The sequence below is a fragment of the Streptomyces sp. NBC_01214 genome, from assembly GCF_026340975.1.
Taxonomy (GTDB): Bacteria; Actinomycetota; Actinomycetes; order Streptomycetales; family Streptomycetaceae; genus Streptomyces.
Genome location: NZ_JAPEOS010000001.1, coordinates 1,009,708 through 1,023,942 on the forward strand (window position 1 = coordinate 1,009,708; position 14,235 = coordinate 1,023,942).

Below are 14,235 nucleotides of genomic sequence, written 5' to 3' on the forward strand. Positions count from 1 at the left end.
CACATGTGCGCACCGGAGCGCCGCCACGAGATCCTGCGTCTCGCCCGCGAGGCGGGCAGCGTCGACGTGCTCTCGCTCGCCGACCGCTTCCAGGTCACCGCGGAGACCGTACGCCGCGACCTCACGGCCCTCGACCGGTCCGGCCTGCTCCGCCGGGTGCACGGCGGGGCCATCCCGGCCGGCCGCCTCGACTTCGAGCCCGACCTCACCGAGCGCGAGGCGACCGCCGCCGATGAGAAGCACCGCATCGCGGCCGCCGCACTGACCGAACTCCCCGACGGCGGCAGCGTCGTCCTGGACGCCGGCAGCACCATCGCCCGGCTGGCCGCCGCGATCCCGGTCGACGTCGCGCTCACCGTGGTCACCCACGCGCTGCCCGTCGCCGCCCGGCTCGCCGACCACACCGGCATCGACCTCCACCTCGTCGGAGGCCGCGTCCGCCACCGCACCCGCGCCGCCGTCGACGCGTGGGCGCTGCGCGCGTACGCCGAGATCCGCGCCGACGTGCTCTTCCTCGCGACCAACGGGTTCACTGAGGCCGAAGGCGGCCTGACCACCCCGGACCTCGGTGAGGCGGCCGTCAAGCGCGCCGCGATGACCGCCGCCCGCCGGGTCGTCCTCCTCGCCGACTCGGCCAAGGCCGGACAGGAGCACTTCGCGCGCTTCGGCTCCTTCGCCGACGTCGACCTGCTCATCACGGACACGGGGCTCGCCCCCGCCGACAAGGCCTCGATCGAGGCCGCCGGTACGGAAGTTGTGCTCGTATGATCCTCACCGTCACCCCCAACCCCTCCCTCGACCGGGCCTACGAGATCCCCTCGCTGGTCCGCGGCCGGGTGCTGCGCGCAGGCGGTGAACGGGTCGACCCCGGGGGCAAGGGCGTCAACGTCTCCCGCTCCGCGGCCGCCGCGGGCGCCCGCACGACGGCAGTGCTCCCGCTCGGCGGTGCCCCCGGCATCCTGCTCGCCGAACTCCTCGGCGCACAGGGCGTGGACGTCACCGCCGTGTCGATCGCAGGCCAGACCCGCTCGAACATCGCGCTCACCGAAAACCGGACGGCACCCTCACCAAAATCAACTCGCCCGGCCCGGCGCTCTCCCCGGAGGAATCGGCCCTGCTCCTGGACACCGTCCGCTCCGCCGCCGCCGAAGCCACCTGGGTCGCCTGCTGCGGCAGCCTCCCGCGCGGCATCGACCCCCGGTGGTACGCCGACCTGGTCGCCCAGGTGCACGCGGCGGGCGCCCGGATCGCCCTGGACACCTCGGGCCCCGCGCTGCCGGGGGCGCTGGCGGCCGGCCCGGAGGTGATCAAGCCCAACGCGTCCGAGCTGGCGTCCGCCGTGGGACGCCCGCTGCCCACCCTGGGGGACGTGGTCAAGGCCGCCGAGGAGCTCCGCGAGCGGGGCGCGGGGGCCGTACTGGCCTCCCTCGGCGGGGACGGCCAGCTCCTGGTCTCGGCGGAGGGCACCTACTACGGCACCGCCCCGGCCCCGGAAGTGCGCAGCACCGTGGGGGCGGGCGACGCCTCGCTGGCCGGTTTCCTGATCGCGGGCGGCACCGGCCCGGGCGCCCTCGCCTCGGCACTGGCCCACGGCGCGGCCGCCGTCCAACTGCCGGGCAGCGCCATGCCGACCCCGGCGGACCTGCGCCCCGACCGGGTCCGCGTCACCGAGGACCCGCCCCTGGACCTCCAGCTCGCCGACCCCGCCTAGGCCCTGTCCTGCCGGCCGGGCCGGATCACCGCACCCGGGCGCGCAGTTCCATCGCTCCGCGCGCAGCCGCCTCGCTCTCGTACACCTCGCACATGTGCCGCCCGTCGGGCGTCGCCGTGTGCTCGACCTCCCACAGGCTGACCTCGGTCCCGTCCAGCAGGACGAAGGCGTGCTCGTACAGGCTGAAACCCGCTCCCCGCCCGTCCGCGAGGCACTGCCGCGCCCCGAACGCCTGCGTGATCTGGTGCGCGTACGCCGACCGCAGCAGCGTCGCCACCCGCTCGCCCGGCCGGTCGACGTTCTCCGCGCGGCGCAGCACCCGCCGGGCGTGGTCCGCGGAGTCCTCCACCGCGTACTCCCGGTGCCGCCGCACGGGGGCCGGGGCCGTGTACAGCGCGCTCAGCAGGGCCATGCCGCCCTCCGGCTCGTCCTCGCCCGGCACCAGCACCGGATCCGGGGACGCCCCGGCCGACGCCTCACCGAACAGCCGGGTCACGGCCAGGCAGGTCTCCGCCTTGCTCGCGAAGACCTCGTGCCGGACGGTCCGGTCGCCCTCCAGCCGGTAGGCCAGCTCCCACAGCGAGACCGAACCGCCGTCGGTCAACAGATAGGTGTGCCGGTGGGTCTCCCGCCAGATGCCCGCCTCCGGGCTGTGGTGGGTGGTGTAGAGCGAAGAGCTGTGGGCGAGCGCCGTGCCGAGGCGCTCCACCAGCCTGTCCGGCAGGTCGAAGGAGTTGAGGGCGCGGCCGAGGAGTCGTTCGAGGTGCGCCTCGGTTGTCTCGTACGGATCGCTCAAGGTGGGTCTCCAGGCCGTCGCAGCTTGTCACTTCGCGGAAGCTCAACGTAACCCCTGGTTCTGACATCACGTCCGGGGTTCGGTAAAACGTCCGGGAAGCATCGGAGGTTCCCGCCACACCTTCAGGTCAACTTGCGTACGGATGCGCACGGTTGGGCCCGGTCTGAGGTGAAGCGCGGGACTATGGGCCACATGGCAACGAATACAGTGGGCCTTCCGCGTCAGCAGGTACGGCCCCGCAGCGGACACGAGGGCGAACACAACGCCGCACCGAGGGGGTTGGCCTGGCTGCTGGCCGTCACCGGGGCGGCCGGACTGCTGGCCTCGTGGGTGATCACCCTCGACAAGTTCCTCCTGCTGGAGGACCCGGACTTCAAGCCCGCGTGCAGTCTCAACCCGGTCGTCTCCTGCGGCAGCGTGATGGCGAGCGAGCAGGCGGAGGCCTTCGGCTTCCCCAACCCGATGCTGGGGCTCGTCGCGTACGCCGTCGTGGTCTGCGTCGGCGCGGGCCTGCTGGCCGGCGCCCGCTACCGCGGATGGTTCTGGCTCGGACTGAACGCCGGCACGCTCTTCGGCGTCGGCTTCTGCAGCTGGCTGATGGTCCAGTCGCTCTACGAGATCAACGCGCTCTGCCTGTGGTGCTGCCTGGCCTGGGTCGCGACCCTGCTGATGTTCTGGGCGGTCACCGCGCACAACGTCCGTACGCGCACCCTGCCCGTCCCCGCCCCGCTGCGGGTCTTCTTCACCGACTTCGGCTGGGCCCCGCCGGCCCTGCACGTCGGAGTGATCGGCATGCTGGTCCTCACCCGCTGGTGGGACTTCTGGACCGGCTGACCGCCGGGGGCGGAACGCGAAGAGGGCCCCGGCGGCTGGACGCCGCCGGGGCCCTCGTCCTTCACTCCACAGGCTCAGCGGCCCGCGATCACCCGAAGGGCGGAGGAGCCGGAAATCAGCTGCCGCTCGACAGGTTGCCCGAGAGGACCGGGATGTTGTCCAGGATGTGCGAGAGCGGCTCGTCGCCCTTGGCCTGGGTGGAGTTCTCGGTGCACTGCTGGTTCTGCGGGTTGGACAGGACGTTGATGTCCTGGACGCCGATGTTGAGCGCGGCGAGGATCGACTGGGCGTTGACCTTCGCCGGCAGGCCGATGCAGGGCTTGTTGAGGGTGCCCTGGACCAGGCTGAGCTGCGGGCTCATGTCGCCGTGGGTCTTCTGGTTGCCGTAGATCTGCTGGGCACCGTTGCCGTTGACGGTGTTGACCCCGTTGTCGTTGCCGATGGCCATGGCCGGGGCCGCGGCAGCAGCGCCCGCGCCGATCGCAACGGCGGAGACCGCGGCGGCGGTCATGAACTTCTTGAACATCTTGTTCCTTCTGTCGCACGAGTGCCCGCTGATGGAGCGCCCTGGTCAACTGCCCGACCAGGGGGTTGGTTCCGCGGCTTCACTCAAACGGCCCGCGTGTGTCGAGGATTTCCCCGGCCAGGGTGAGTGGCCTCCGGACGCCTGCGCGAAGCCCGTACGCAGCCAGCATCGTCCGGGGTTCCGGTTGCGCTCCGTGCGGGGCGTTCGCACGGTGGGTGAGTAAGCGGACTGGTCGAGTCCACTTTCGTGTCCCCACCGCGTAAGGAACATCCATGCACCGCACGAAGCCGTCCCGCGCCCGACTCCTCGTCCCGTCGGCCCTCGCCGTCGTCATACTGTCCGGCGCCGCCGCCCCCGCGGGCGCCGCGGAGGGTGACGGATCCGCGGCCCTGAGCGGTCGGGTCGCCTCCGTCCAGCGCCAGGTCGAGAAGATCGAGCAGCGCGCCAAGGCCGGCCCGATCGACGATCTCCTGGCGGGCCTCAGCAAGACGCTGCAGGACCTTCTCGCCTCCGTCGGGGTGTCGCTGCCGCCGATCGAGCTGCCGAAGCTGCCGGAGATCAAGCTCCCGGAGCTTCCCGAGCTGTCCGGCCTCGTCCCCGAGCTGCCGTCGGTGGAAGTGCCGCCGGTCGACGGGCTGGTACCGGAGCTGCCCGCGATCCCCGAGGTGCCGGCGCTCCCCGAGCTTCCCGTGACCCCGACGGTCCCCGAGGTCCCGGCCCCTCCTGCCGTCCCGTAGGAGCGGTTGCGGACCGAACCCGGCGGATGGTTACGACGATTGAGCCGAATAGGTCTAGTCGTGCGCGTGACCGTGTCGTCTGGGAAGCTGGACCGTTTCGCTCGGTGTGAGCCCCGGTTCGGGGCAGAACATCGAACAGAAGGTGCACTTCCCATGAACTCTGCCAAGAAGGCCGCCCTGGTTCTGGCCACCGCTGGTCTCGCTGCGGCCGGTGCCGCCGGCTCCGCCGCCGCCGACTCGTCGGCCGAGGGTGCGGCCGTGGGTTCCCCCGGCGTTCTCTCCGGCAACCTGGCCCAGGTGCCGGTGCACGTTCCGGTCAACGTCTGCGGCAACAGCGTGAACATCGTCGGCCTGCTGAACCCGGCGTTCGGCAACGTCTGCGTCAACAACTGACGTCGGCCGAACGACCGACTGTGGGCGCCCCGGCCTCGCCGGTGGCGCCCACAGTCGTGTCGGCGGGTGTTCAGCCGGGACGGTTCACTGGCCGCCGTTGAGCTTCACGCCGCCGAGCATGGGGGACGCCTGGGTGGCGCCGTTCGCGAGGCCGAGCACGGTGCCGGGCACGTCGTTGCGGACCTTGTTCACCTTCTGGGCGGTACCCACGACCTTGTTGACGGTGTCTCCCTGTTCCGCCAGCCCGTTGCCCACGGTCTGCGGCAGCGACTCGGAGACGGGCCCGACGGAGTTCAGCGTCTCGGTCACCCCGCCGGTCAGGCTCATGGGGGGCATCGCGGCCGTGGTCTCGGCGGCGAAGGCGGTGGTGGAGGCGCCGAGCGCGGCGACGGAGCCGACGACGACAGCGGCGACCTTCGTGAGCTTCATTATCGAAATCCTCTTCTTTCGTGAACAGAGGCGTCAGCGGCGACCGTGGCGCCACTTTCGCCCTGGGTAACGATTCCCACCCGCTGCGGAAACGCGCACGCGGTTAAGGGGCGGGGGCATGACAGCGACCGGAGAATCCGACGGGGATTCTCCGGCCGCTGTTTATTCTGATGACCGGTAATACCGGTACGACCGGTCAGGAGACGCGCGACCGCCGGTACAGAATGGCGCCGCCCAGGATCAGGGCGCTGGCGAGAGCCGCCGCGGCCGCGGGCTGGCCCGCGCCCGTCGCGGCCAGCACGGGCCCGGTCGCGTGCGTCGGAGCGGGGGTCGGCGGCTGTACGGGCGCGGGCCCCGGGGCGGGGGCCGGGGTCGGCGGTGCCGTCACCGGGGGGAGGACGACCGGAGCGTCACCACCGGGGGCGGCCGGCGGCTGGTCCGCGGCCGGTACGACCTCGGGCGCGGGGGCCGGGGCCGGGGCCGGAGCCGGGTGCTCCACGGGCAGGCTGCCGTGCGGCGGCCGGGGCGCGGGCCCCTCCTCCAGCGCGGGAGCCGGTCCGGGCGCAGGGGCCGGCAGCGTGTGCGGAGCCTCCTCGACCGGTGCCGGTGCCGGCAGCGTGTGCGGGGCCTCCTCGACCGGGGCCGGGGCGGGGAGCGTGTGCGGGGCCTCCTCGGCCGGTGGCTGCGGCGCGGGGGGTGCCGGCGGAGCCTCGGGCGGGGGCGCGGGCGCCTCCTGGACCGGGGTGGGCAGCGGGGCCGGGGGCTCCTCCACCGGCTCCGGCTTGGGGTGCGGCCGCTCGGGCGCGGGGGGAGCGTGGTGCGCCGGCGGGGGCGGCGCCGACGATTCGGGGTGGTCGTCGCACTCCTCCTCGCCCCGCTGCTCATCGGGGCCGTAGCCGCCCTCGTGGCGCGGCTCCTCGTGGCGCGGCTTCGCGTGCCGCGGCCCGTCCTGCCGGGGCTGCTCCTGCTGGGTCCGTTCCTGCCGGGGCTGCTCCTGCCCGCCCGCGTGGCGCGGTGACCCGTGGCGCTGCTCCGGCACCGCGTGTCGGCCCTCGCGCTCGTCGAGGTAGCGCTCGAAGGCCCGGGCGTGCTCGGGGCTGAGGTAGCGCCCGTAGTCGTGGCCGTCGCCCGTGTGCGAACCGGTGTCGGTGACGCACGTGTTCCCCATCGCAGGGTTGAGCGCCGCACCGCCGTCCACGCTGTTGCCGCACACGTTCGGTGCGAAGGTGATCGGTACCGAGACGCTGTTGCCGGCCAGCACGCCCGGCGAATGAGAGGCCTCGGCGCTCGCCCCGTGGTGCGCGTAGGCCGCGCCGGTCGCGATCGACAACAGACTCGACGCGGCTGCCGCCGTGAGCATCCCCTTGCCCAGTACCTGTCGGCTCAGTACCTGTCGCATGGGTCCTTCCCTGTCTACCGGCACCACGGCCGGTGTGGAATCGGAGGCGGCCCCGGAGTGCACCGCCGTGCACTCCGAGGCCACACCGAGGAGGCTTGCCCTTGCGGGCACGAGCGCTTGCTCAGCGGTTGATGCAGACGTTGCCGAACGCGGGGTTCAGCGCCGCCACGAGGTTCAGGGTGTTGCCGCAGATGTTGATCGGGATGTTGATCGGCACCTGCACGTTGTTGCCGGCCAGGACGCCGGGGGAACCGGCGGCCGTGCCCGCGGCGTCCGCGTTGGCCATGGCGGGGGAGGCTGCACCCACTGCCATGAGAGCGCCGGCGGCCAGCACCACTGCCTTCTTGTACGTCATTTTGATTTCTTTCCTTCCCGCAGGGGCGTGTCCACTGCAGAATTAACAACGAGCGGTTCGAGGAAAAGAAACCGCGCATTTTTGGCAGCCGGTCGGTAATCCACCCCGATGCTCGACCCGATGTGCTGGTCGAATTTCTGGTGCCGGTTGATTCATATCGATAATTCCGGGGGCCGGGGGCCTCCCGGGCCCTATATGCGGCGAGGCCGCCGCGACCCGGTGGGTGCGACGGCCTCGCTGGCGCGGGCCTCGGTCAGCTGCCGTTCGAGACGTTGCCGGAGAGGACCGGGATGTTGTCCAGGATGTGCGACAGGGCCTCGTCGCCCTTGGCCTGGGTGGAGTTCTCGGTGCACTGCTGGTTCTGCGGGCTGGACAGGACGGGGATGTCCTGGACGCCGACGTTGATCAGGGCCAGCACGGACTGCACGTTGGCCTTCGCGGGCAGGGCGATGCAGGGCTTGTTGAAGGAGCCCTGGATGAGCGCCATCTGCGGGCTCATGTTGCCGTAGGTGGCCTGGTTGCCGTAGATCTGCGCGGCGCCGTTGCCCTGGACGGTGTTGACGCCGTTGTCGTTGCCGATCGCCATCGCCTGCGGAGCCATGGCGGCGCCGATGCCCACGACCGAGGCGGCAACCGCGGCCGAGGCCATCATCTTCTTGATCATTGTTGTCCCTTTTTTCAGGATTGCCCGGTAGTGGAGCAACCGGATCAACGCCGCGGCCCCGGTTCGGGTTGCGTGGCTTCACCCGGATGCAGGCGTTTCGGGCGGCGCGGTTGACGGTCGGGTGTCGATGCGGACGGTGTCGACCCGGGGGTTCGGCTGGCGGCCGCGTGCACCGTGGGGCAGCAGGCGTTCCCCGGCCCATTTCCTTTCGTTCGAACAATGGTGCAACCCATAACGACCCGCCCGTTGTGGGGGTGCGTGCTATCGCCCAAAAGGCCGTACGAGCGAGTCCGGCGTGATTTCCCGCCCGATTTCTGCCAAAGTTCACTCCTGTTTTGACCCCCTGATCGAAAATGGAGACAGGGTCATGGGTTCCTCCCGCAGAATCCTCGGCGCGCTCGGTCTGCTGTCCTGCCTCACCCTTTCCGTGAACGCCCAGATGGCGGGTGCGGCGGCTCCTGCTCCGAAGGAGTTGCCCCGGGTTCCGTTCACCCAGCGTTACCAGGCCGTGCAGCACGGCGGGCTGGTGCGCGCCTCCAACTCCGGCATCAGCTGTCGCAGGGAGGAGTCCCCGCAGGCCGAGCCGTGCGCCGCGGTCAAGAAGGGCGCGGCGGGGGTCAACAGCGACTTCGAGATGTTCTACAGCGAGGTCGACGAGGACCCGGACACCTACAACTCCACCCGGGCCGAGCTCAAGGTCCCGCAGGGCGCGAAGGTCTCGTACGCCCGTCTCTACTGGGGCGGGAACCTGCGGGTGGGCGAGCAGAAGCCGCCGCGGGACAACGGCAGGGTGTTGGTCGCCGAGCCCGGCGGCGCGTACAAGGAGGTCCTCGCCGACACGGTGATGGGCCACCGCACGGACGCGGGCAGCGATGCCTACCAGGCGTCCGCCGACGTGACCCCGCTGGTCCGCAACGGCGGCGCCGGCCTGTGGACGGTGGCCCAGCTCAACATCGCGATGGGGCACTCCGAGGTGGGGGCTTGGGGCGGCTGGACCCTGGTCGTCGCCTACGAGCACCCGCAGGAGCCGGTGCGCCGGATCTCGCTGTGGGACGGCTTCCAGTCGATCGCCGCCCGTGCCGGTGATGCGGTCGTCGAGGTCGAGGGCCTGGACGCGCCGGCCGGCTCCACGGGCCGGGTCGGGGTGGTCGGGTACGACGGGGACCGGGGCACCTTCGGAGATTCACTCAACGTGACGGCCGACCGCGGCCGCCGAGTGAACCTCAGTAATGGTGAAAATCCTTTTAATGATGTCATGAATTCCACGATCACAGAATTCGATAATCAATCGTTCGTGCGACAGCCCGAACATATGAATAATCTCGGATATGACGCGGACGTGTTCGACCTGAGTCCCGCCCTGTCCGGTGGTGCCCGCAGTCTGAGCTTCAGGTTCACGGGTGAAAGTCAGGGTCATTTCCTCGGTGTGCTCTTCGTTCAGACAGACGCGCGCCGCTGAACGTAGGAGACCGCTCCACGTGCCCAGTCAACCTCGGGCGGCACAGCCCACGACCGTCCTCCACCTCGTACAACCCGTCGACGGCGGTGTGGCCAGGGTCGTCACCGACCTCGTCCGCGCACAGACCGCCGAAGGGCTGCGCACCGTCGTCGGGTGTCCGCCCGGCGGCATGCTCGGCGACGCCGCCCGGGCCGCCGGGGCCGAGGTGCTCACCTGGCGCGCCGGGCGGGCCCCCGGGCCCGCACTGCCCGCCGAGATCATCGGCGCCCGGCAGGTCCTCCGCCGGGTGCGGCCCGACCTCCTGCACGCCCACAGCGCCAAGGCCGGCCTGGCCGGCCGGCTCGCCGCGCGCGGGAGCCTGCCCACCGTCTTCCAGCCCCACGCCTGGTCCTTCGACGCGGTCGGCGGCGCCACCGGCGCGCTCGCGCTGCGCTGGGAGCGGTACGGGGCCCGTTGGGCCGACCGGGTGCTCTGCGTCAGCGACGCCGAACGCCGCGCGGGCGAGACCGAAGGGATCACCGCCCGCTGGTCGGTGATCCGCAACGGCGTGGACCTGGACCACTTCCGTCCCGGCGGACCGGACCCCGACCGCGACAGGGCCCTGGCCCGCGCCGAATTGCCGCTGCCCGCCGGCTTCCCGGGCGACGGCCCGTTCGTCGTGTGCGTGGGCCGCATCTGCCCCCAGAAGGGGCAGGACATCCTGCTGCGGGCCTGGCCGGAGCTGCTCGCCACCGTCCCCGGAGCCCGCCTCGCCCTCGTCGGGGACGGCCCCGACACCGAACGGCTGCGCCGCACCGCCGTGCCGTCCGGCACCAGCGTGCACTTCGCGGGCGCCGCCGCCGACATCCGACCGTGGCTTCGGGCCGCCGATCTCGTTGTACTGCCGTCGCGGTGGGAAGGCATGGCGCTCGCCCCGCTCGAAGCCATGGCCTGTGGCCGCCCGGTCCTGGTCTCCGACGTCAGCGGTGCCAGGGAGAGCCTGCCGCCGGGCCAGGGACGCCTGTGCCTGGTGCCGCCGGAGGACCCGTCGGCCCTGGCCGAGGCCCTGGGCCGGCTGCTCGTCCAGCCGCGGCTGCTCACCGAACTCGGGGAGCAGGCCCGGCAGCACGCCCGGACCGACTTCGACGTGCGGCGGACCGCGGACGCGGTCACCGGCCTGTACCACGAACTGCTGGGCAGGCCCCGGCCCTTGAACCAGGAGCGCATCAGCCGATGACGATGGACAGCGCACCCGCCCGCCACACCGGGCAGAGCGGCACGGGGCCCGCCGGCGGAGGCGCCCTCGCGCCCGTGCACCCCGCGGCGACCCGCCGTTCTGCGACCGCCATTCACCCCCCGCGCGGGCCCAGGACCGACCAGGCCCGCTCCGCCCTACGCCCCCGGCGCGTTCTCCGTCGCAGCCGAGTGCTTCCGCTGCTCACCGTCGACGTGCTGGCCGCCGCACTCACCGCGACGACCCTGCCCGCGGTGGCGCCCGTCCTGTCCGCGGCCCCCCTCCTGCTCGCCGCGCTGCACGCGCAGGCCGGGCTCTACCGGCCGCGGCTCGCCCCCTCCGCCCTCCTCGAACTGCCCGTGCTGGCCGGACGCTCCGCCGTCCTGTGGTGCTCGGTCGCGGCCGTCACGGCCGCCGCCGACCCGGCCCGGGCCATGGGCTGGAGCGCACTTCTCACCGCCGTCTGCCTACAGGTCGTACTGGCGTGTGCGGGCCGCGGCCTCGTCAACGAGCTCCAGCGCCGCTCGGCCGTACGCCGCCCCGCCTCCGCCCTCGTCGTCGGACCCAGCGCCGGCGCGAGCGCGGTGGCCGCCGCCCTGCACGGCCGCCCCGAATTCGGGCTGCGCCCGGTCGGACTCGCAGATCCCGTCGTGGGCTACGCGCCCGCCGAGGGGGACGGCGGCGCCCTGCCGCTGCTCGCCACCCACGAGGACATCCGGCGCGCGGTCATCCAGAACTCCGTCGGGCACGCCGTCTTCACCCGCCCCCCGGAGGCCGACGAGCGCACCGCCTCCCTGGTCCGGCTCTTCCACGACCACGGCTGCCGGCTGTGGCTCGCCGACCCGGCCGGCACCGCCAAGGTCACCGGCATGCGGGTGCCGCACCCCACCGACCAGCTCTGGGGGTACGCCGTGCAGCCGCTGCTGCCGCGCCCGGCCCGGCCGCTCGAACGCTGGGCCAAGCGGGGCATCGACACCGTGCTCGCCCTGATCGCGCTGCTCGCCGCCGCACCCGTGATGGGGGCGTGCGCGCTGGCCGTACGCCTCTGGGACGGGCCGGGGGTGATCTTCCGTCAGGAGCGCGTCGGTCTGTACGGGCGCCCCTTCACCCTGCTGAAGTTCCGCACCCTGCGCGCCGACGCGCACGAGGCCGCCACCCGCTGGACGGTGGCGGGCGACCGCGGGATGAGCCCGGTCGGGTCCTTCCTGCGCAAGTCCTCGCTGGACGAGCTGCCGCAGTTGTGGAACGTCGTACGCGGTGACATGGCCCTGGTCGGTCCCCGACCCGAGCGGCCCTTCTTCGTGGCCAAGTTCTCCACCGTCCACCCGGGCTACGAGGCCCGGCACCGGATGCCCGTCGGCATCACCGGCCTCGCCCAGATCAACGGCCTGCGCGGGGACACCTCCATCGAGGACCGGGCCCGCTTCGACAACCACTACATCGACACCTGGTCGCTGTGGCAGGACCTGTGGATCCTCGCCCGTACCGCGGCCTCCTTCTTCCGCTTCCGGCTGGGGGGCAGCTGATGAGCCTCGCCGTACCGGGCCGGTTGGTCCGGCCGGACGTGCCGGGTCTGTTGCGGCGGCACGGGCAGCTGTTGCCGCTCGCCGCGACCGTGCTGTTCCTGCTCGCCCCGCTCCCGGCGGGGGACGCCGCCGCCTCCGGGAAGGTCGGCCCGGCCGACGCCGCCTCGCTGTTGCTGGTCCTCGTCTGCGCGGTGCAGGCGCTGCGCGGTCGGGTGCGGGCGCTGCCCCCGCTGGGTGTGCTCGTGCTCGGGGCGCCCGCCGTGGGCCTGGCGGTCGCCACGATGACCGCGGGGGATCCGTACGCCGCCCTGCCGGGCTTCGTGCGCTACCTACAGGTCTTCGTCCTGGTCCCGGCGGCCGTGGTGCTCCTGGTCCAGGGCGCCGCGGAGTTCCGGCTGGCCGCCGGGTGCTTCGTGGTCCTGGCGCTGGTGCAGGGCGCGGTGGGGGTCGTGCAGTACGCCACCCACACCGGCGCCTCGTACCAGGGCGAGGACGTTCGGGCCGTCGGCACCTTCGGCCCCGGTGACGTCATGGGCATGGCCACCGTCGTGGCGTACGGGCTGATCGTGGCGACCGCCGCCGGGCTCGCTCCGGGGCTGCCGCGGCGCCTGCGGCGGATCGCGGGCGGCTGCGCGCTGGCGCTGGTGATCCCGCTGGTGCTGTCCTTCAGCCGGGGCGCGTGGATCGCCACCGTCGGCGCGGCGGTGCTGGTGATGGCGCTGGCCGGGATCCGGCGGGCCCTGAAGGTGGTCGCCGCGCTCGCCGCCGCCGGGGTCGTCCTGGTCGGCGGGTTCGGGGTCGGCTCGGAGATGGTCGCCGAACGGTTGACCTCCATCACCCAGGTGTCCAGCGCCCCCGACCAGTCGGTGACCGACCGCTACACGATGTGGGCCGCCGCCGAGTCGATGTGGCGCGATCGGCCGGCGGTGGGAGTGGGGCTCAAGGGATTCCCGGCCAACCGGGACGGGCACGCCTCGCTGGGCCTGTCCTCCGGCAGCGACACCGCCGGCGCCGGTCAGGCGTACCTGCGCCAGCCGCTGCTCTCCCCGCACAACATGTACCTGCTGATCCTGAGCGAACAGGGCCTGATCGGGCTGATCGCACTCGTGGGCGGCTGGGCGGCCCTGCTGGTCGCGGGGCTGCGCCGGCTCGCCTCCGGCGGGGGTGCGGGCGCGGGGGCGCGGGACTGCGGGCTGATCGCGATCGGGCTGTTCGTGTGGCAGCTGACCGACTTCCTCTACGCGGACATCGGCGGGCCGTCCACGGTGCTGACCGGAGTGATCATCGGCCTGGCGGCCTGGTGGGCGCTGCCCTCCCGGGGGGCGGCGGATTCCGAGGCGTCCGGCGGTGCGGGTTCACGGGGTAGGGCCCCCGGGGTTGCGGCTCGCCCGTGACGGACACCACGCCTTGGCGGCCCGCCTCCGGCTCCCCGGCCGGGGCGGGCCACGCCCGTGTACCGGCGGACCCCGGGTTCGCCGGGCGCTCCCGTAACGTGCCCCTGCCCGTGCGGTCCGCCGCAGGGACCGATCCGGCCGGCCCTCCCGGCGCGGCCGGGTACCCGCGCAGTGCGCCGGGCCCGGCGGACCCCGGGTACCCGAGGAGCAGCCGGCCGGTGGCCGGGCGGCCCGCCGCGGCGACGGCGCCGACCCTGCCGGTCCCGGCGGCCCCGGGGCTCGTTGCCGGCGGGCTCCCGGGTGGCAATCCGGCTACGCGCAGGGCCGTGTTCGGCTCCGCCGGATACCCGGGCGGAGCCTCGGGCCGACACAGCGTGCGGGTGGCCGCGACCGGCTTCGGTGAAACCTCCGGGGCCAGGACGAGCCAGGCCCGCCGCGCGGCCGTGCTCTCCCCCACCCCCGGCACCACCCAGGCACCCGAGTCCGGCACCGCGGGCGGGGGTCAGGCGTCCGGGTCCGGTATTTCGGGCGTGGGTCAGGTCACGGGCGAGTCCTTTGCTCCTGGCGCGCCCAGCGGCAGCGGCCCCGCCGGGAGGGGGCGGCTGAGCCAGGGCCGCCGGGCGGGCGGGCTCTCCAGTGCTCCGGGCGGGAGCCAGGCGCCGGAGGCCGCCGCCTCTGGCGGGGGCCAGGCGTCCGGGTCCGGCACCCCCGGCGGGGGCCAGGCGGTGGGCGCCGTTCCTGGCGGCAGGGGCCGGGTGCGTCGTGCTCGCCGCGCGGGTGGGAGTCAGGTGTCCGGGGC

The 14,235-nt window shown here is 73.2% G+C and carries 14 protein-coding genes and 1 pseudogene; 9 read left to right on the forward strand and 6 right to left on the reverse strand.

Annotated elements, in window-relative coordinates; all coding sequences use genetic code 11:
• The first annotated feature begins 3 nt into the window (after positions 1-3).
• Both OG594_RS04910 and pfkB read left to right on the forward strand, forming a co-directional pair.
• The gene (locus tag OG594_RS04910) at positions 4-768 is read left to right on the forward strand and encodes a DeoR/GlpR family DNA-binding transcription regulator (protein ID WP_266595520.1); all 765 of its coding nucleotides are present in this window, start codon (positions 4-6) and stop codon (positions 766-768) included.
• Positions 765-1,711: pseudogene (pfkB, locus tag OG594_RS04915) on the forward strand (1-phosphofructokinase). Before OG594_RS04910 ends, pfkB begins: the two are co-directional and overlap by 4 nt.
• A gap of 25 nt (positions 1,712-1,736) precedes the next feature.
• Here pfkB and OG594_RS04920 read toward each other — a convergent pair.
• Positions 1,737-2,507 (reverse strand): DUF6227 family protein, encoded by a 771-nt coding sequence (locus OG594_RS04920; RefSeq protein WP_266595522.1) that lies wholly within the window; start codon positions 2,505-2,507, stop codon positions 1,737-1,739.
• A 192-nt stretch (positions 2,508-2,699) separates the two neighbouring features.
• Between OG594_RS04920 and OG594_RS04925 the strand changes: the two genes are divergently transcribed.
• Complete coding sequence (locus OG594_RS04925) at positions 2,700-3,341, forward strand: vitamin K epoxide reductase family protein (RefSeq protein WP_266595524.1); 642 nt, start codon at positions 2,700-2,702, stop codon at positions 3,339-3,341.
• 115 nt (positions 3,342-3,456) lie between these two features.
• Here the strand turns inward: OG594_RS04925 and OG594_RS04930 are convergent, their stop codons facing one another.
• Positions 3,457-3,867, reverse strand: a complete 411-nt coding sequence (locus OG594_RS04930; protein WP_266595526.1) for a rodlin — start codon at positions 3,865-3,867, stop codon at positions 3,457-3,459.
• 272 nt (positions 3,868-4,139) lie between these two features.
• Here OG594_RS04930 and OG594_RS04935 point away from each other — a divergent pair, with 272 nt between their 5' ends.
• Positions 4,140-4,604: a hypothetical protein gene (locus OG594_RS04935; protein WP_266595528.1), complete on the forward strand. Its 465-nt coding sequence runs from the start codon at positions 4,140-4,142 to the stop codon at positions 4,602-4,604.
• A gap of 153 nt (positions 4,605-4,757) precedes the next feature.
• On the forward strand, positions 4,758-4,997 hold the full coding sequence (locus OG594_RS04940) for a chaplin (protein ID WP_266595530.1): 240 nt from the start codon (positions 4,758-4,760) through the stop codon (positions 4,995-4,997).
• 84 nt (positions 4,998-5,081) lie between these two features.
• Here OG594_RS04940 and OG594_RS04945 read toward each other — a convergent pair whose 3' ends face one another.
• The 4 genes from OG594_RS04945 to OG594_RS04960 all read right to left on the reverse strand — a co-directional run bounded on the left by OG594_RS04945 (position 5,082) and on the right by OG594_RS04960 (position 7,844).
• A complete protein-coding gene (locus OG594_RS04945) occupies positions 5,082-5,426 on the reverse strand; it encodes a hypothetical protein (RefSeq protein WP_189735356.1) in 345 nt (114 codons plus the stop codon).
• A gap of 196 nt (positions 5,427-5,622) precedes the next feature.
• Complete coding sequence (locus OG594_RS04950) at positions 5,623-6,825, reverse strand: chaplin (protein WP_266595534.1); 1,203 nt, start codon at positions 6,823-6,825, stop codon at positions 5,623-5,625.
• Between the two features lie 121 nt (positions 6,826-6,946).
• Positions 6,947-7,180 (reverse strand): chaplin, encoded by a 234-nt coding sequence (locus OG594_RS04955; protein ID WP_323185169.1) that lies wholly within the window; start codon positions 7,178-7,180, stop codon positions 6,947-6,949.
• 253 nt (positions 7,181-7,433) lie between these two features.
• Complete coding sequence (locus OG594_RS04960; RefSeq protein WP_030011310.1) at positions 7,434-7,844, reverse strand: rodlin; 411 nt, start codon at positions 7,842-7,844, stop codon at positions 7,434-7,436.
• A 367-nt stretch (positions 7,845-8,211) separates the two neighbouring features.
• Between OG594_RS04960 and OG594_RS04965 the strand changes: the two genes are divergently transcribed.
• From OG594_RS04965 to OG594_RS04980, 4 genes are read left to right on the forward strand one after another with little or no spacing between them, the layout of a single operon-like run.
• Positions 8,212-9,303: a DUF3344 domain-containing protein gene (locus OG594_RS04965; protein ID WP_266595539.1), complete on the forward strand. Its 1,092-nt coding sequence runs from the start codon at positions 8,212-8,214 to the stop codon at positions 9,301-9,303.
• Positions 9,304-9,322: 19 nt separating this feature from the next.
• The gene (locus OG594_RS04970) at positions 9,323-10,519 is read left to right on the forward strand and encodes a glycosyltransferase (protein WP_266595541.1); all 1,197 of its coding nucleotides are present in this window, start codon (positions 9,323-9,325) and stop codon (positions 10,517-10,519) included.
• Between the two features lie 2 nt (positions 10,520-10,521).
• The gene (locus tag OG594_RS04975; RefSeq protein ID WP_266602612.1) at positions 10,522-12,042 is read left to right on the forward strand and encodes an exopolysaccharide biosynthesis polyprenyl glycosylphosphotransferase; all 1,521 of its coding nucleotides are present in this window, start codon (positions 10,522-10,524) and stop codon (positions 12,040-12,042) included.
• Positions 12,042-13,436, forward strand: a complete 1,395-nt coding sequence (locus OG594_RS04980; RefSeq protein ID WP_266595543.1) for an O-antigen ligase — start codon at positions 12,042-12,044, stop codon at positions 13,434-13,436. The genes OG594_RS04975 and OG594_RS04980 overlap by 1 nt, the downstream gene beginning before the upstream one ends.
• The last annotated feature ends 799 nt before the right edge of the window (positions 13,437-14,235 follow it).